The sequence below is a fragment of the Variovorax paradoxus genome, assembly GCF_009755665.1.
Lineage (GTDB): Bacteria > Pseudomonadota > Gammaproteobacteria > Burkholderiales > Burkholderiaceae_C > Variovorax > Variovorax paradoxus_G.
Genome location: NZ_CP046622.1, coordinates 4,942,576 through 4,959,318, shown reverse-complemented (window position 1 = coordinate 4,959,318; position 16,743 = coordinate 4,942,576). Strand labels below are relative to the sequence as shown.

Here is a 16,743-nt window from a genome sequence, read left to right as displayed (position 1 = left end):
CATGACCTTCACTAAACTGAAACTGGCAGTCCAGGACGCAGTCGCACGCATCTGGCTAGACCAGCCCGACGCACGCAACGCCTTCGACGACATCGTCATCGCCGAACTGACGCAGGCCTTCACCGAAGCCGGCGCCCAGCCGCAGGTCAAGGCCATCGTGCTCGGCGCCAATGGCCCTGCCTTCTGCGCCGGAGCGAATCTCAACTGGATGCGCCGCATGGCCGACTACATGCGCGACGAGAACATCGCCGATGCGGGCAAGCTGGCCACCATGCTGCACACCATTGCCGAATGCCCCAAGCCCACCATCGCGCGCGTGCAGGGCGATGTGTATGCGGGCGGCATGGGGCTGGTCGCAGCCTGCGACATGGCGGTGAGTGTCGACACGGCTTGGTACTGCCTGAGCGAAGTGAAGATCGGCCTCGTGCCCGCGACCATCAGCCCGTATGTGCTGCGCGCCATGGGCACGCGCGCATCGCAGCGCTACTTTCTGACGGCCGAGCGCTTCACCGCCGCCGAGGCACATCGCATCGGCTTTGTGCACGAAGTGGTTGCGGGCGCCGACGCGCTCGATTCCAAGGTCGACGAGCTCGTGAAGGCGCTCACCGGTGCCAGCCCTGCCGCGGTACGGGCCTGCAAGCAGCTGATCGCCGACGTGGACGGGCGCGAGATCGACGACGCGCTGATTGCCAAGACGGTGGAGGGCATTGCCGACATCCGCGCAAGCGACGAAGGCCGCGAAGGCGTGCAGGCCTTCCTGCAGAAACGCAAGCCGTCCTGGCTCGGCCGCTGAGCGCACGCCATGAACGCGCTCGACATGCCCCAACTGCTTGCCCTGGCCGCCGCTATCGGCTGGGCCAGCGGCGTGCGGCTGTACCTGGTCGTGCTGCTCACCGGGCTGGCCGGCTACTTCGGCTGGGTGCCGCTGCCCGGCGGGCTGCAGATGCTCGCGCATCCGGTCGTCATTGCGGCGAGCGGCTTCATGGTGTTCATCGAGTTCTTCGCCGACAAGATTCCCGGCCTCGACTCGCTCTGGGACGTGGTGCACACCGCCATTCGCATTCCGGCCGGCGCGGCACTCGCGGCCAGCGTGTTCGGCGCCGACCATGGGGCCATGGCGGTTGTTGCGGCGCTGCTTGGCGGCGGCTTTGCGGCCACCGCACATGCAGCCAAGGCCACCACGCGCGCGGCCATCAATACATCGCCCGAGCCTTTCTCGAATGTGGGCGCGTCGCTGGTCGAAGACAGCATGGTGCCGGCCGGCCTGTGGCTGGCGGTGGCGCATCCGCTGGTCTTCCTGGTGCTTTTTGTGCTGGTGCTTGTGCTCAGCGTGTGGCTCATCCGCAAGAGCTGGCGCTTTCTGAAGGCATTGTTCAGCCGCGTGGCCCGCATCTTCAGCGGCCGACCCGATCCGGGCGTCACGCCTGCATTTCAACTGAAAAAGAATCCTCCGGGAGACACTCCGAATGTTTAAGAAGATCCTGATCGCCAACCGTGGCGAGATCGCGTGCCGCGTGGCCGCTACTGCCCGTCGCATGGCGATCCGTACCGTGGCCGTGTACTCCGATGCCGACGCGCATGCCAACCACGTGCGCGCCTGCGATGAGTCGGTGCACCTGGGCGGCAGCGCGCCGAAAGACAGCTACCTGCGCTGGCAGAAGATCCTCGAGGCCGCCAAGGCCACGGGCGCCGAAGCGGTGCACCCCGGCTACGGCTTCCTGAGCGAGAACGAAGAATTCGCGCAGGCCTGCGCTGATGCAGGGCTTGTCTTCATCGGCCCGCCGCCCTCGGCAATCAAGGCGATGGGACTGAAGGCGGAGTCGAAGCAGCTGATGGAAAAAGCCGGCGTGCCGCTCGTGCCCGGCTATCACGGTCATGACCAGGAGCCGGCTCTGCTGCAGCGCGAGGCCGACCGCATCGGCTATCCGGTGCTCATCAAGGCCAGCGCGGGCGGCGGCGGCAAGGGCATGCGCGCGGTCGACAAGGCCGAAGACTTTGCTGCGGCGCTCGCTTCATGCCAGCGCGAGGCAATCAACAGCTTCGGCGACGACGCGGTGCTCATCGAAAAGTACGTGCAGCGCCCGCGCCACATCGAGATCCAGGTGTTCGGCGACACGCACGGCAACTATGTCTACCTGTTCGAGCGTGATTGCTCGGTGCAGCGCCGGCACCAGAAGGTGCTCGAGGAAGCGCCCGCACCCGGCATGACCGAGGCGATGCGCAAGCAGATGGGCGAAGCCGCTGTGGCAGCGGCGCGTGCCGTCGATTACGTGGGCGCTGGCACGGTGGAATTCATCGTGGAGCAGCGAGAAGGCGGCGAGATGAACTTCTTCTTCATGGAGATGAACACACGCCTGCAAGTCGAACACCCGGTGACCGAAGCCATCACCGGCCTCGACCTGGTGGAGTGGCAGCTGCGCGTGGCCTCGGGCGAGCCGCTACCGGCCAAGCAGGCCGAGCTGCAGATTCATGGCCATGCCATCGAAGCGCGCATTTGCGCCGAGAACCCCGACAACAACTTTCTGCCGGCCACCGGCACGCTGCGCGTGTACCGCAAACCGCAGGCCACGGCTTTCCAGCGCAGCCGCGTGCGCATCGACGACGGCGTGCGCGAGGGCGGCGAAATCTCGCCGTTCTACGACTCGATGATCGCCAAGCTCATCGTGCACGGCAGCACGCGCGACGAGGCGCTGGCGCGGCTCGATGCGGCGCTGGCGCAGGTGCAGATCGTGGGCGTTTCGACCAACGTGCAGTTTCTGCGCGGCATCCTCGCGACCGAGTCGTTCTCGAAGGCGAACCTCGACACCGCGCTGATCGAGCGCGAACGCACCGTGCTGTTCGACCGCGAGGCACTGGGCCTGCCGCTGGCCGCCGCGGCGGCCATCACCCGCACGCTGATCACCGAACGGCCGGCCGGCGCACCCGACCCGTTCGAGCGTCGCGACGGCTGGCGCGCCATGGGCGAGTACCGGCGCCACTTCGACTTCGAGTTTCGCGGTGCCGAGGAGACGGCCCTGGTGACGTACAAGCGCGACGGCAGCCTCTGGCTCGAAGCCGGTGGCGTGCAAGGCCTGCTGGCCGTGGGCCAGTTCCCGTCGGGCGAGTTCGAAGTCGAGTTCGCGGGCACGCGGCAGACGCTCGACGTGCATCTGGACGGCGCGACCGCCCACGTGTTCGCGTCGAAGGGCGCGACCAAAATCACGGCCATCGATCGGCTGGCCCATGCCGGCGACACCCACGCCGAAGGCGGCCGGCTCACTGCGCCGATGCCCGGCAAGGTCGTGTCTTTCGCGGTCAAGGCTGGCGACAAGGTCAGCCGAGGCCAGCCGCTTGCGGTGATGGAAGCGATGAAGATGGAGCACACCATCGCCGCGCCGGCCGACGGCACCGTGGAAGAACTGATGTTCTCGCCCGGCGAGCAGGTGGCCGAAGGCGACGAATTGTTGCGGATGGCCGCTGCAGCAGCTTGAATCAGCCCACCACCACTTCGCTGATCTGCATTACAGGCGCGATGTCGGTGTAGTTCCTGATGTCGCCGAGGATCTCCTTGGCATGCGGGCCGAAGGCCGCCTGAAAAGCTTCGGTCGATTCGCAGAACACATGGCACATGCCGACATAGGTCGGCGGCGTGCCGGGTGCGCCGCCGGCCAGGCCCTTGTCGATCGTGTACGACTTGCAGGCGTCTCCCATGCGTGCCTTCAGAAGCGGCATGTGCGTGTCGCGGTAGTAGGCGTGGTCGAATCGGGCGCCCTCGGTGTAGGGGTACATCACGCTGACTTTGATCATTGCTTCGGTCTCCTGGTGTTTCGATGTCTTCGGCGGTCGCGCACCAGCATAGAAGAAGGCTCGGGGCGCTACAAGCGGCCATTGGTCATGGGCCCGGGCAGGCCGCGGCGTGGCCGGCCCCTGCAGCAGCCCGTCTAACGGCCCCTCTAAGATTGAGCCATGAAAATCATCGTCTCTCTCACCGACAACCGCCCCGAACCGTGGATCGAAGGCCTCAAGGCCGAGTTGCCTGAAGCGCAGATCGAGACCTGGCAGCCGGGTGCCGCCCAGGCCGACCATGCCGTGGTGTGGGTGCCGCCGCAGCAGTTGCTCGACGAACAGCCGGGGCTGCGTGGCCTGTTCAACATCGGCGCGGGCGTCGACGCGCTGCTCAAGCTGAAGGTGCCGCCGCAGACGCGCATCGTGCGGCTCGACGATGCCGGCATGTCGGTGCAGATGGCCGAGTACGTGTGCCATACGCTGATCCGGCACTTCCGCGAATTCGACGTCTACGAGGCCGACGCGCGCGAAGGGCGCTGGAGCTACCGCAAGCCGCGGCTGCGGCGCGACTTTCCGGTCGGCATCATGGGCCTGGGCGTGCTGGGCGAGAGGGTTGCCAAGGCCGTGGCGCAGTTCGAGTTTCCGGTGCTGGGTTGGAGCCGTTCGCCCAAGGCCATCGACGGCGTGAAGGTGTTCAGTGGCGAAGCGCAGTTCGACGAGTTCCTGTCGTCCACGCGTGTGCTGGTCAACCTGCTGCCGTTGACCGATGCCACGCGCGGGATTCTCAACCGCCAAACGCTGGGCAAGCTGCGGCCGGGTGGCTATCTCATCAGCATTGCGCGCGGCGCGCACCTGGTCGAAGACGACCTGATCCCCATGCTCGACGCGGACCAGCTGGCGGGCGCCACGCTCGACGTGTTCCAGGTCGAGCCGCTGCCCGCCGACCACGCCTTCTGGCGCCATCCGAAGATCACGGTCACGCCGCACGGTTCGGCGCGCACGCTGCGCGAGGAATCCATTGCCCAGATCGCCGGAAAGATCCGCGCCATGGAGCAGGGCCTGCCGGTCAGCGGCGTGGTCGATCCGGTCCGGGGCTACTGACAACGAACGGCCTGCGTTACCGACGATTACGCTGAAAGGAGGCGCAGCCAGGGGCAAACCCTGACGCTTTTGTTTTTCACATACGCGAAAATTCCTTCATGGTTGTGAAAACTGCTTTTCGCGTAATCGAGATCGTCGAGCTCTTCGCCCGGGAGAAGCAGCCACTGGCGCTGTCCGAAATGGCGCGCCTGCTCGAAATGCCCGTGTCCAGCTGCCTCGGGCTGATTCGTACGCTCGAAGAGCAGGGCTACATGTACGAAACCGGCCGCCGTCAGGGCTACTACCCCACCGGCCGGCTGCTCGCCATGGCGCAGATCATTGCGGCGCACGACCCGGTGCTCGACCGCGTGCGGCCCGCGCTCGAAGAACTGCGCGACGGCACGCGCGAAACCGTGCTGTTCGGCAAGTTCCGCGACCCGAACACTGTCGTCTACCTCGAAGTGCTGAGCGCGCCGCAGAGCATTCGCTACTCCGCCGAGTCGGGCGAAACCCGCCCGGCCTATGCCAACTCGATGGGCCGCGCGCTGCTTTCCACGCTCACGCCCGAGGCGCGCCGCAAGCTGCTCGAAGCCACCCGGCTGGTGCCGCTGACCGACGCCACGCTGACCACCGCCGAAGCCATCGAACAAGAGCTCGAGCGCTCACCGGCTCGCGGCTGGTACGGCAACCTCGGCGAAAGCATTCCCGATCTGGTCGGCCTTGCATGGCCGCTGCGCATCGGGGGCGAGGCCTACGCCATCTCTGTGGCGGGCCCGCGCTACCGGCTGGAGCCCCGCATCGACGACGTGGCCGCCATGCTGCGCTCGGCCTGCCTGGCCATCGAACACAAAGGCTGAAAAACAATGACCTCCCCACGCTACTTCGTCCGCGAAAGCGAGATTGCCGGCTATCACCCGGCCAACCACACCGGCACGCTCAACAAGCGGCTCATCGGCCCCGAGACCGTGGGCGCGAAACAACTCGAGGTGCTGGTCGGCCACATCCAGAAGGGCAAGGGCGCGTTGCCCCATGCCCACCCTGGCATCGAGCAGGTCTGCTACATGCTCGAAGGCCGGGCGGTGGCAGAGGTGGGCGGGCAGCGGCAAGAGCTGCACCCGGGCGACAGCTGCTTTTTTCCGGCCGACGCAATGCACACCTTCACGGTGGTGAGCGACGAGCCGGTGCGCGTGCTGGTCATCTACAGCCCGCCGTACGAGGAACTGCCGGAGCGCGTGATCCGGCCCTGACCGACAACAACCCCGGAGACAGACAACATGCAGACGACGAAGAACGCGACAGAAACAGTCGCGGTGGCAAGCCGCCGCCGTTTCATTTCCATCGGAGCCGCGGCAGGCCTGGCAGGCGCGGCGCCGTGGGCCTTTGCGCAAGAGGGCTATCCGAAGCAGCCCATCAAGCTCATCGTGCCCTTTGCTGCCGGCAGCGGCACCGATGCGGTGGCGCGCATCACTGCGCAGATGCTGGGCGAGGCACTGAAGACCTCGGTCATCGTCGACAACCGCGCGGGCGCCAACGGCGTGATTGCCGCCGAGTTCGTGGCCAAGGCGCCGCCCGACGGCTACACGCTCTTCATGACGACCAACACCACGCACTCGGCCAACCCGAGCCTGATGAAGTCGCTGCCCTACGACCCGGTGAAAGATTTTGCGCCCGTGAGCCGCATGGGCAACCTGCCGTTCATGCTGGTGGTGAACAACGACCTGCCGGTAAAGAGCGTGGCCGAGCTGCTGGCCTGGGGCCGCGCCCACCCGGGCAAGCTCACTTATGCAAGCGGCAACAGCACCGGCATCGTGAGCGGCGCCACGCTGTCGCGCATGAGCGGCGTGCCGATGCTGCACGTGCCCTACAAGAGCACGCCGCCGGCCATCGCCGACCTGATCGGCGGCCAGGTGTCGATGATGGTGGTCGACCTTGCCGCGGGGCTCGCGACGGTGAAGGCCGGCAAGATGCGCGCGATTGCCGTCACCACGCAAGAGCGCACCAAGCTCTTTCCAGAACTGCCGCCGCTGGCCGACACGCCCGAGCTCAAGGGCTTCGACATCACCTCCTGGAACGGCGTGTTCGCACCGGCCGGAACGCCACGCGACGTTGTGCTGAAGCTCAACAAGGCGCTGTCGGAAATGGCGAGCGGGGCGGTGTTCCGCGAACGCGTGGCGAAGCTGGGCTTCGATGCGTTCGGCAGCACGCCTGAAGAGTTGGGTGCGTTCACTGTGGCGGAGCTGGCCAAGTGGAAGAAGCTGATCCAGGCTGCGGGCATTCAACCGGAATGAGCAATCTGTATTTCTCCCTCCCCTCCCGGGGGAGGGCAGGGGTGGGGGCAAGCGGCGTTCCCGTCGACCGCTCTGCCTGCCCCCATCCCAACCTTCCCCCGGAAGGGGAAGGAGCAAAGAAATGAACACCACGGGACCACTCCGCGGCATTCGCATCCTCGACCTCACGGCGGTGGTGATGGGCCCCTACGCCACGCAGACGCTCGGCGACCTGGGCGCGGACATCGTCAAGGTCGAGCCTCCCTCAGGCGACAACCTGCGCGCGGTCGGTCCGATGCGCAATGCCGGCATGGGGGCGATGGCGCTGCACCTCAACCGCAACAAGCGCTCGATCGTGCTCGACCTGAAGCACCCCGAAGGCCGCGAGGCCTGCCTGCGGCTCGCGGCCGGCTGCGATGCGCTCATCTACAACACGCGGCCGCAGGCGATGGCGCGGCTCGGGCTGGGCTACGAAGCGGTGGCTGCGGCCAACCCGAAGATCGTCTACCTCGGCGCGTTCGGCTACGGCGAAGAAGGCCCGTATGCCGGCAAGCCCGCGTACGACGACCTGATCCAAGGCGCGGCCGGCGTCGCCTCGCTCTTTGCGCAGCAAAGCGGCGATGCGCCGCGCTACGCCCCGGTCACGCTGGCCGACCGCGCCGTGGGCCTGCAGGCCGCCATCGCGCTGTTGGCTGCCGTGCTGCATGCGCAGCGCACCGGCAAGGGCCAGGCGGTGGAAGTGCCGATGTTCGAGGCGCTTTCGCAGTTCGTGATGGGCGACCACCTCGGTGGCCACAGCTTCGAGCCGCCGCTCGGCCCCACCGGCTATGCGCGCCTGCTCGCGCCGCACCGCAAGCCCTACGCCACGGCCGATGGCTACCTGAGCGTGCTGATCTACAACGACAAGCACTGGCAGGCCTTCTTCGACGTGATCGGCCGGCCCGAGCTGCGCGATTCGCCGATGTTCGGTACGCACACGGCGCGCGCCGCGAACATTGGTGCGGTCTACGCATTCGTGGCCGAGGTGATGGCCACGCGCGGCAGCGATGAATGGATGGCGGTGCTCGAAGCAGCCGACATCCCGGTCGCGCGCCTGCACAGCACCGACAGCCTGCTGGACGACCCGCACCTGCGCGCAGTCGGTTTCTTTCCGGAACTCGACCATCCGAGCGAGGGCCGCATCCGCACGCTGGCGCCGGTCGGCCGCTACAGCGCCACTCCCGCGGCCATTCGCCGGCCCGCGCCGCGTATTGGCGAACAGAGCGTCGAGCTGCTGCGCGAAGCGGGCTATGCAAGCGAAGAGATCGACCGGATGCTCGCGCGCGGCGTCACGCTGCAGCCGGAACCCACGAAGGACAGCGAATGAACTTTTCCCTGAATGAAGACCAGCGCTCGCTGGTGGCGGCCATCGAGCGCCTCTGCGAAGACTTTCCCGCCGACTACTGGCGCGACCACGACGACCGCGCCGCGTTCCCGCACGAGTTCCACCGCGCCGTGGCGGAAAGCGGCTGGCTCGGCATCGCGATGCCCGAGGCGCAGGGCGGTGCGGGCCTGGGCATTACCGAAGCGGCGCTGATGATGCGCGCCATCAGCGCATCGGGGGCGGGCATGTCGGGTGCTTCTGCGGTGCACATGAACATCTTCGGGCTCAACCCGGTGGTGGTGTTCGGCAGCGAGGCGCAGCGCCAGCGCTTCTTGCCGCCGCTGATTGCCGGCACCGAGAAGGCCTGCTTCGCCGTGACCGAGCCCGACGCAGGGCTCGACACCACGAGCCTCAAGACGCAGGCGGTGCGCCAGCCCAACGGCAGCTATCTGCTGCATGGCCGCAAGATATGGATCTCGACCGCACAGGTGGCCGACCGCATGCTGATCCTCACACGCACCACGCCCCTCGACCAGGTGAAGAAGCCCACGCAGGGCCTCACGCTGTTCTACACGCCGCTGGACCGAAGCAAGGTCGAGGTGCGCGAGATCCACAAGCTGGGGCGCGCGGCGGTCGACTCGAACATGCTCTTCATCGACGGGCTCCAGGTGCCCGAGGAAGACCGCATCGGCGACGAAGGCCGCGGTTTCGAGTACATCCTGCACGGGCTCAACCCCGAGCGCATCCTGATTGCGGCCGAGGCCATCGGCATCGGCCGCGCCGCATTGCGCATCGCCTCGCAGTACGCGCAGGAGCGCGTCGTGTTCGGCCGGCCCATCGGCCAGAACCAGGGCGTGGCGCATCCGCTCGCACGCGCCTGGGCCAACCTCGAGGCCGCCGACCTGATGGTGTTCAAGGCCGCCACGCTGTACGACGCGGGCGAGCCCTGCGGCATCGAGGCCAATGCAGCCAAGTACCTGGCGGCCGAAGCGGCGCATGACGCCTGCCAGAACGCCGTGCTCACGCTTGGCGGCATGGGCTATGCGAAGGAATACCATGTCGAGCGGCTGCTGCGCGAGAGCTACATTCCGCGCATTGCGCCGGTGAGCCCGCAGATGATCCTGAACTTCATCGCGGAAAAAGCGCTCGGCCTGCCCAAGTCGTATTGAGCGATGTTGCTGCGCTGGCGCGATTTGCAACGCCAGTGGCGGGCATTGCAACCCCCGCGCAACAGCCCGGCCGAGCACGGCGGACGCAGGTGGCCGACAATCGAAGGACGGCCTATTTTTCTTCTTCCTGCGAACTCCAGAGACACGCCATGAAACTCCCCGCCAAGGTCAAGATCGTTGACGTCGGTCCGCGCGACGGACTGCAGAACGAGAAGCAGCCGGTCTCGGCTGAAGTCAAGATCGGGCTGGTGCATCGCCTGCAGGACGCCGGCCTGAAGGAGATCGAGGTCACCAGCTTCGTGAGCCCCAAGTGGGTGCCGCAGATGGCCGACAACGCCGAGGTGATGCACGGCATAAAGCGCAAGCCCGGCGTGCGCTACTCGGTGCTCACGCCCAACATGAAGGGCTTCGAGGCCTCGATTGCCGCGCCGCGCGAAGAGTGGCCCGACGAGATTGTTGTGTTCGGCGCCGCGAGCGAGGCCTTCAGCCAGAAGAACATCAACTGCTCCATTGCCGAGAGCATCGAGCGCTTTGCGCCGGTGGTGGCCGCGGCTCGCGAGAAGGGTATCGACGTGCGCGGCGCCATGTCGTGCACCGTCGGCTGCCCCTACGAAGGCGAGGTTGCATCCGAGCGCGTGGGCATGCTGGCGAAGCTGATGAAGGACATCGGCGTGCAGCGCGTGGATGTGGCCGACACCATCGGCGTGGGCACGCCGGGCAAGGTGCGGGCCGCCATCGAGGCCACGCTGGCGCACTTCGGCGTGGACCACATCTCGGGCCACTTCCACGACACCTACGGCCAGGCGCTGGTCAACACGCTGGCTTCGCTGGAGCTGGGGGTCTGGAACTTCCAGTCGTCCTCCGCCGGCCTTGGCGGCTGCCCTTACGCCAAGGGCGCCACGGGCAACGTGGCGACCGAAGACGTGGTGTACATGCTGCACGGCATGGGCATCGAGACCGGCATCGACCTGGACAAGCTGATCGACGCGGGCGTGTATATCAGCGGGGCGCTGGGGCGCGAGCCGAATTCGCGGGCGTCGAAGGCAATCCGTACGAAAAGGGAAGCTTGATGTGCGGCGCTGAACTTCATTCGCTGCCAGAAGGCGTGCAGCGCGTTTCGCGTGTGCTGCAGGACGCGGGCCATCCCCATTCGCCGCGCATGCTCGACGATGCCTGCCGCACCGCGCAGCAGGCGGCCGATGCACTCGGCATCCTGGTCGGGCAGATCGCCAAAAGCATCATCTTTCGGCGCAAGAGCGACGACGCGGCGGTGCTGGTCATCACCTCGGGCGACAAGCGTGTCGACGAGAAGAAGGTCGACGCACTCATCGGCAAGACCGGCCGCGCCGACGCCGAGTTTGTGAAGGCCCGCACCGGCTTCACCATCGGCGGCGTGTCGCCGGTAGGGCACACCACTGAGCCGGTGGTTCTGATCGACCGCGAGCTGTTCCGGTTCGAGGAGATTTGGGCCGCGGCCGGGCATCCGCATGCGGTGTTCCAGCTGCGCCCGCAAGACCTCGAGAAGCTCACCGGCGCGCCGGTGGCGGACGTGGTGTGAACTTCGACGCTGCGGAACTGCTGGCCGAGCGCGCCAACGCCGTACAGCGCTCGGCCGGCGATGCGCCTTCGCCCTGCACCTCCGTCTGCCGCATGGACCGCCAGAGCGGCTTTTGCGAAGGGTGCCTGCGCACCATTCCCGAGATTGCGGCCTGGGGCAAGATGGACGACGCAGCGCGGCGCGGCGTGTGGCGTGCCATAGAGTTGCGGGCGCGAGCCGGCATCTGGCGGCTCCCCGAGGCATCTGGAGACAACCACGCATGAAGCACATCGACTTTTACCTGGACTTCATCTCGCCCTACGCACACCTTGCGTTCGAGCACCTGCCAGAGGCGCTCGAAGGCCTGAGCTACAGCGTGGCCTACAAGCCCGTGCTGCTCGGCGCATTGCTCAAGCACCACGGCCAGCTCGGCCCAGCGGAGATTCCAGCCAAGCGCGCCTGGACCTACCGGCATGTGCTCTGGCTTGGCCATGCGAACGGCATTCACATCGAGATGCCCGCATCGCATCCGTACAACCCGCTGCCGCACCTGCGGCTTGCGGTCTCGACTTCGGACGACGGCCGCATCAGCCGCCTGGCGGCCGAGACGATTTTTCGCAACGTGTGGCGCGGCGGAGAAGAGGCCGGCGACGCCGCGCGCCTGGCCGCGCTGGCTGCGCAACTGCAGCTCAAGCGCGACATGAACAGCGACGAGAGCAAGGCCCTGCTCAAGCGCAACACCGACGAGGCCGTGCAAGCCGGCGTGTTCGGCACCCCCGCCTATGTGGTGGACGGCCGCCAGTTCTGGGGCTTCGACGGGCTTGCGATGCTGCGCGCCTATATGGGCGGCGACACATGGTTCGACGGGCCGCACTGGGCCGGCGCCGACCAGCGGCCTTCGATGCTGCGCAGCAGCAAAAACTGACTAGTGGTTTCCCGATTTCTTACAACCTGAAACGAACCCTGCGGGTTTCACCTTAATCCGTAAGCGTCGGTTCAGTTTCGCGAAAGGCTCGGGTCAGTCGCGCCTCCAAGAATGCGCCACGGTCCCGATTGCCGGGGCTGAACGAACGCATACACAGGAGACGACGCAAATGGCAGCAACACTGGATTCGAGGGGGATGCCGCACCCGGCCCCCCGGCCCATGTCCGCGGAGGAAAAGAAGGTCATCTTCGCTTCCTCCCTTGGCACGGTGTTCGAGTGGTACGACTTCTATCTTTACGGCTCGCTGGCCGCGATCATCGCGAAGCAGTTCTTCAGCGGACTCGATGCGGGCGCGGCCTTCATCTTTGCGCTGCTGGCATTCGCAGCGGGCTTCCTGGTACGGCCGTTCGGCGCCATCGTGTTCGGCCGCCTGGGCGACATGATCGGACGCAAGTACACCTTCCTGGTCACCATCCTGATCATGGGCCTGTCGACCTTCATCGTCGGCCTGCTGCCCAGCTACGCGACCATCGGCGTTGCCGCGCCGGTGATCCTGATTGCGCTGCGCATGCTGCAGGGCCTTGCGCTCGGCGGTGAGTACGGCGGTGCCGCTACCTATGTGGCCGAGCACTCGCCGCACGGCAAGCGCGGCGCCTACACCTCGTGGATCCAGACCACTGCAACGCTCGGCCTGTTCCTGAGCCTGCTGGTCATCCTGGGCGTGCGCACCTGGCTCGGCGAACAGGCGTTCGGCGACTGGGGCTGGCGCATTCCCTTCCTGGTGTCGATCGCACTGCTCGGCATCTCGGTGTGGATCCGCCTGTCGCTTTCCGAGTCGCCCGCCTTCCAGAAGATGAAGGCCGAGGGCAAGACCTCGAAGGCGCCGCTGTCCGAATCGTTCGGCCAGTGGAAGAACCTCAAGATCGTGATCCTGGCGCTCATCGGTCTGACCGCCGGCCAGGCCGTGGTCTGGTACACGGGCCAGTTCTACGCACTGTTCTTCCTGACGCAACAGCTCAAGGTCGATCCCACGACCGCCAATCTGATGATCGCGGCCTCGCTGCTCATCGGCACACCGTTCTTCGTGGTCTTCGGCACGCTGTCCGACAAGATCGGCCGCAAGCCGATCATCATGGCGGGCTGCCTGCTGGCCGTGGTGACCTACTTCCCGGTCTTCAAGATGATCACGGAATATGCCAACCCCGACCTGGCCCGCGCGCAAGCGACCGCCGGCGTCACGGTGACGGCCGATCCGAAGTCGTGTTCGTTCCAGGGCAACCCGGTGGCACGCGAGATCGACTTCAGGAGTTCTTGCGACATCGCCAAGCGCTACCTGGTGCAGAACTCGGTGAGCTATGACAACGTCGAAGGCGCCCCCGGCTCCAAGGCCATCGTCAAGATCGGCACCAAGACCATCGAGGCGCCGGTCGGCAACGTGGTCAACCTGAAGTTCGACGAATCGTCCGCCAAGGAAATCGCAGCCTTCAAGAAGGCCGTGGCCGACGACCTGAAGGTGGCGGGCTATCCAGCCAAGGCCGACCCGGCCAAGATGAACAAGCTGATGGTCGTGGCGCTGCTGTTCTGGCTGGTGCTGCTGGTCACCATGGTGTACGGCCCCATTGCCGCCATGCTGGTCGAGCTGTTCCCAACGCGCATCCGCTACACCTCGATGAGCTTGCCGTACCACATCGGCAACGGCTGGTTCGGCGGCCTGCTGCCAACCACCGCCTTCGCTATCGTGGCGACCACCGGCAACATGTACAACGGCCTCTGGTACCCGATCATCATCGCCGGGGTGACGCTGGTCGTCGGCATGCTCTTCATCCGCGAGACGAAGGACGTGGACATCTACGCGAACGACTGACGCGAGGCATGTTCGAGAGGAGGGCGCAAGCCGGCCCTCCGTTCAACAAAGGGGCTTCATGCCGTCGGCATGAGGCCTTTTTCTTGAACCCATTGAACCCCATCAGGAGATAGAACCCATGTGGAAACTCGTTGTCGGCTTCGTCATCTTTGCCGCTGTGGCCCTTTACGTGATTTCGAAGGGCGGCGACAAGATCGACATGTCCGGCGAGAAGCACGGCGGCGATGTGACGCATGAGCCCGCGCCCGCTACCCCGGCGGCGCCCGCAGCGCCCGCAGCGCCGGCCAAGTAAGCCGCTATCGCTTGAAGCGGCCTTCGCTGACGATCGACAGGTCGACGTAGTCGATGCCTGTGTGGTCCTGCGGCGAGTAGTTCACGTCGAGCTTGCCGCCCACGTCGTAGCGAAAGCGGTTGAGCGCGGCGATCAGCCTGGCGCGGGTCGGCCTGGGGCCGGTGCGGCGCAGGGCCTCCACCAGCACCTTGGTGGCTACAAAGCCTTCGAGGAATGCCGGCGACAGCTCGGTCTGACCCCGGGCCTGCGCGAGTGCCATCGCTTCCTTGACCAGCGGATGGCCGAGCGCGCGCTCGTAGGGCAGCACCTGCGTCACGATCACGCCGGTGCTGGCGGAGCCGAGCTCCTTGATGAAGCCTGACGCCGCATTGTTCGACAGCGTGACGATCTGCGCCGCCGAGCCCGCGGCGCGCAGTGCCTTCACGCCGTCGGTCACTGCCGTGCCGGAGCCTATCCACAGCACCGCCTGCGCGTTGGCCTTGACGAGCTGCGGCACGATCGCCGCGTAGTCGGGCTTGCTGCGGTCGGCCAACGCAAGCACGGCCGGCGCCAGCCCGGCCCGCTCGAAGCCTCGGCTCGCGCCTTCCATCGCGTCTCTTCCGAAGGAATCATCGGCCTGCACCACCGCAATGCGCTGGATGCCGGTGGTGTACAGGTGCTGCACCGCCGTTTCGGCCTCACGCTGGTAGGTCGAGCGCACGTTGAATACGTTTTTCTGCAGCGGCTTGTGCAGCGCCATGGCGCCGGTCGAAGGGCCAACCAGCGCCACGCCGTGTTGGTCGAGCAGGGGAATGACGGCAAGGGTGTTGGGCGTGCCCCGGTTGAGCAGCAGCGCCAGCACCTTCTTGTCCTCGATGAGGATGCGGCTGTTCTCGAGCGAGCGCTTGGGGTCCAGGCCGTCGTCCAGCCGGATCACCTCGATCTGCAGGCCGTGGACACCGCCCTGGGCATTCACATGGTCGATGACCAGCTGCGAGCCCATGATCGTTTCCTTCACACCCACCGCCGCCGGGCCCGACAGGTCGGCCGACTGGCCGATGACGATCTGCGCCGATGCGCCGGAGACCGCCGCGGCCAAGGTCACGGCCAGGAAAAGCGCGCCGGCGTGGAACCTGTACATCTTCATCGAACGAGCCTTTACGCGAAGCGGATGCTTCCGTCGGAAGATGCGCAAATGTGTTGCAGCGAGTGGCGTTCACTCGCTCGTGGAAACCCTGTCAAACCATAGTTTCCTATGGAATCGACAAGGAGCCCCGCAACAACGTGGCTCGCGCGGGCGCCGTTTACCGCTTGAAGCGGCCGTCGCTGATGATGGCCAGGTCGGCGAAGTCGATGCCCGAATGGTCTTGCGGCGAATAGCTCACTTCCAGGCCGCCGAGATCATAGGCGCGCAGGGTTTCAAGCGCCGCAAGCACCTTGGCGCGCGTGGGCTTGGGCCCGGCGCGGCGCAGCGCCTCCACCAGCACCTTGGCCGAGGCAAAGCCCTCCAGCGCCGCGGGCGAGAGTTCGGCCTGGCCCTTGGCCTGCGCAAGCGCCATGGCTTCCTTGACCATCGGGTAGCTGATGGAACGTTCGTTCGGGAACACCTGGGTCACGATCACCCCTTTGCTCGCATCGCCCAATTGCTTGATGAAGCCCGACGAGGCGTTGTTCGACAAGGTGACCACCTGCGCGAATGAGCCCCCCGCGCGCAGCGCCTTGATGCCGTCGACCACGGCGACGCCCGAGCCGATCCAGAGCACCGCCTGCGCATTGGCGTCCTTGATGGCCGGCACGATGGACTTGTAGTCGGGCTTCTCGCGGTCGGCCGGCACGGTGACGATGGGCTTGGCTTGGGCCTTCGCAAAGCCGGTCATTGCGCCTTCGAGCGCGTCCTGGCCGAAGGAGTCGGTCACGTAGACCACCGCAATGCGGGCAATGCCGGTGGTGAGCAGGTGCTGGATCGCCTTTTCCGCTTCGCGCTGGTAGGTGGCGCGCACGTTGAACACGTGCTTGAGAACCGGCTTGTGCAGCGCCATGGCGCCGGTGGAAGGCGCGATGAGCGGAACGCCGTGCTTGTCGAGCCACGGCACGATGGCCTGCGAATGCGGCGTGCCGCGGCTCAGGAACAGCGCCAGCACTTTCTTGTCTTCGATCAGCACGCGGGCGTTCTCGCCGGCCCGCTTCACGTCGAAAGCGTCGTCCATGCGGAGGATCTCGATCTTCTCGCCGTGAATGCCGCCCTGGGCATTGGCGGCATCGATCACCAGCTGGGCACCGCCCAGGGCTTCGTTCACGCTGGCGGCTACCGAGCCGGTCACGCCGGTCGTCTGGCCAATCAGGATCTGGGCCGAAGCGGCCGTAGCGGCCATCGTCAGGAGGGCGGCGCAAAGCGCGTGCAGCGTCTTCATGGGTGGTCGTCCGGAGGTGTTCGGATAAACGTAAATAAAATCGTCTATTTGTTACTCAAAGTGTCTTTGGCTGAATCCGTATAAACCCCTG

18 protein-coding genes are annotated in these 16,743 nt (G+C 66.2%); 15 read left to right on the top strand and 3 right to left on the bottom strand.

Annotated features, from left to right (window positions below; all coding sequences use genetic code 11):
- Position 1 precedes the first annotated feature (1 nt).
- Genes GOQ09_RS23180 through GOQ09_RS23170 form a run of 3 tightly spaced genes read left to right on the top strand, consistent with a single transcriptional unit; the run spans position 2 to position 3,470 of the window.
- A complete protein-coding gene (locus GOQ09_RS23180; RefSeq protein WP_157616057.1) occupies positions 2–793 on the top strand; it encodes an enoyl-CoA hydratase/isomerase family protein in 792 nt (263 codons plus the stop codon).
- Between the two features lie 9 nt (positions 794–802).
- Positions 803–1,474, top strand: coding sequence for a DUF4126 domain-containing protein (locus GOQ09_RS23175; RefSeq protein WP_157616056.1), 672 nt, complete (start codon positions 803–805; stop codon positions 1,472–1,474).
- The gene (locus tag GOQ09_RS23170; RefSeq protein WP_157616055.1) at positions 1,467–3,470 is read left to right on the top strand and encodes an acetyl/propionyl/methylcrotonyl-CoA carboxylase subunit alpha; all 2,004 of its coding nucleotides are present in this window, start codon (positions 1,467–1,469) and stop codon (positions 3,468–3,470) included. The genes GOQ09_RS23175 and GOQ09_RS23170 overlap by 8 nt, the downstream gene beginning before the upstream one ends.
- Before the next feature lies 1 nt (position 3,471).
- Here GOQ09_RS23170 and GOQ09_RS23165 read toward each other — a convergent pair whose 3' ends face one another.
- On the bottom strand, positions 3,472–3,786 hold the full coding sequence (locus tag GOQ09_RS23165) for an EthD family reductase (RefSeq protein ID WP_126748232.1): 315 nt from the start codon (positions 3,784–3,786) through the stop codon (positions 3,472–3,474).
- Between the two features lie 159 nt (positions 3,787–3,945).
- On the opposite strand from GOQ09_RS23165, the gene GOQ09_RS23160 reads away from it, so the two are divergent.
- The 12 genes from GOQ09_RS23160 to GOQ09_RS26150 all read left to right on the top strand — a co-directional run bounded on the left by GOQ09_RS23160 (position 3,946) and on the right by GOQ09_RS26150 (position 14,262).
- Positions 3,946–4,866: a 2-hydroxyacid dehydrogenase gene (locus tag GOQ09_RS23160; protein ID WP_157616054.1), complete on the top strand. Its 921-nt coding sequence runs from the start codon at positions 3,946–3,948 to the stop codon at positions 4,864–4,866.
- 98 nt (positions 4,867–4,964) lie between these two features.
- Positions 4,965–5,702: an IclR family transcriptional regulator gene (locus tag GOQ09_RS23155; RefSeq protein ID WP_157616053.1), complete on the top strand. Its 738-nt coding sequence runs from the start codon at positions 4,965–4,967 to the stop codon at positions 5,700–5,702.
- Between the two features lie 6 nt (positions 5,703–5,708).
- Positions 5,709–6,092: a cupin domain-containing protein gene (locus GOQ09_RS23150; protein ID WP_028259574.1), complete on the top strand. Its 384-nt coding sequence runs from the start codon at positions 5,709–5,711 to the stop codon at positions 6,090–6,092.
- 27 nt (positions 6,093–6,119) lie between these two features.
- Complete coding sequence (locus GOQ09_RS23145; RefSeq protein ID WP_157616052.1) at positions 6,120–7,133, top strand: Bug family tripartite tricarboxylate transporter substrate binding protein; 1,014 nt, start codon at positions 6,120–6,122, stop codon at positions 7,131–7,133.
- 121 nt (positions 7,134–7,254) lie between these two features.
- On the top strand, positions 7,255–8,478 hold the full coding sequence (locus GOQ09_RS23140; RefSeq protein ID WP_157616051.1) for a CaiB/BaiF CoA transferase family protein: 1,224 nt from the start codon (positions 7,255–7,257) through the stop codon (positions 8,476–8,478).
- A complete protein-coding gene (locus GOQ09_RS23135) occupies positions 8,475–9,644 on the top strand; it encodes an acyl-CoA dehydrogenase family protein (RefSeq protein ID WP_157616050.1) in 1,170 nt (389 codons plus the stop codon). Before GOQ09_RS23140 ends, GOQ09_RS23135 begins: the two co-directional genes overlap by 4 nt.
- Positions 9,645–9,793: 149 nt before the next feature.
- Positions 9,794–10,714: a hydroxymethylglutaryl-CoA lyase gene (locus GOQ09_RS23130; protein ID WP_157616049.1), complete on the top strand. Its 921-nt coding sequence runs from the start codon at positions 9,794–9,796 to the stop codon at positions 10,712–10,714.
- Positions 10,714–11,202 carry a YbaK/EbsC family protein gene (locus tag GOQ09_RS23125; protein ID WP_157616048.1) on the top strand — a complete coding sequence of 163 codons (489 nt, stop codon included), beginning with the start codon at positions 10,714–10,716 and terminating at the stop codon, positions 11,200–11,202. The genes GOQ09_RS23130 and GOQ09_RS23125 overlap by 1 nt, the downstream gene beginning before the upstream one ends.
- Positions 11,199–11,465 (top strand): DUF1289 domain-containing protein, encoded by a 267-nt coding sequence (locus tag GOQ09_RS23120; RefSeq protein WP_157616047.1) that lies wholly within the window; start codon positions 11,199–11,201, stop codon positions 11,463–11,465. The genes GOQ09_RS23125 and GOQ09_RS23120 overlap by 4 nt, the downstream gene beginning before the upstream one ends.
- The gene (locus tag GOQ09_RS23115; RefSeq protein ID WP_157616046.1) at positions 11,462–12,106 is read left to right on the top strand and encodes a 2-hydroxychromene-2-carboxylate isomerase; all 645 of its coding nucleotides are present in this window, start codon (positions 11,462–11,464) and stop codon (positions 12,104–12,106) included. Before GOQ09_RS23120 ends, GOQ09_RS23115 begins: the two co-directional genes overlap by 4 nt.
- A 169-nt stretch (positions 12,107–12,275) precedes the next feature.
- Positions 12,276–13,970 carry an MFS transporter gene (locus tag GOQ09_RS23110; protein ID WP_157616045.1) on the top strand — a complete coding sequence of 565 codons (1,695 nt, stop codon included), beginning with the start codon at positions 12,276–12,278 and terminating at the stop codon, positions 13,968–13,970.
- 118 nt (positions 13,971–14,088) lie between these two features.
- Positions 14,089–14,262 carry a hypothetical protein gene (locus GOQ09_RS26150; protein WP_165442116.1) on the top strand — a complete coding sequence of 58 codons (174 nt, stop codon included), beginning with the start codon at positions 14,089–14,091 and terminating at the stop codon, positions 14,260–14,262.
- A gap of 4 nt (positions 14,263–14,266) precedes the next feature.
- Here GOQ09_RS26150 and GOQ09_RS23105 read toward each other — a convergent pair whose 3' ends face one another.
- Entirely contained in the window at positions 14,267–15,382 is a 1,116-nt protein-coding gene (locus GOQ09_RS23105) for an ABC transporter substrate-binding protein (protein ID WP_157616823.1), read from the bottom strand.
- Between the two features lie 163 nt (positions 15,383–15,545).
- On the bottom strand, positions 15,546–16,652 hold the full coding sequence (locus GOQ09_RS23100; protein WP_157616044.1) for an ABC transporter substrate-binding protein: 1,107 nt from the start codon (positions 16,650–16,652) through the stop codon (positions 15,546–15,548).
- Between the last annotated feature and the right edge of the window lie 91 nt (positions 16,653–16,743).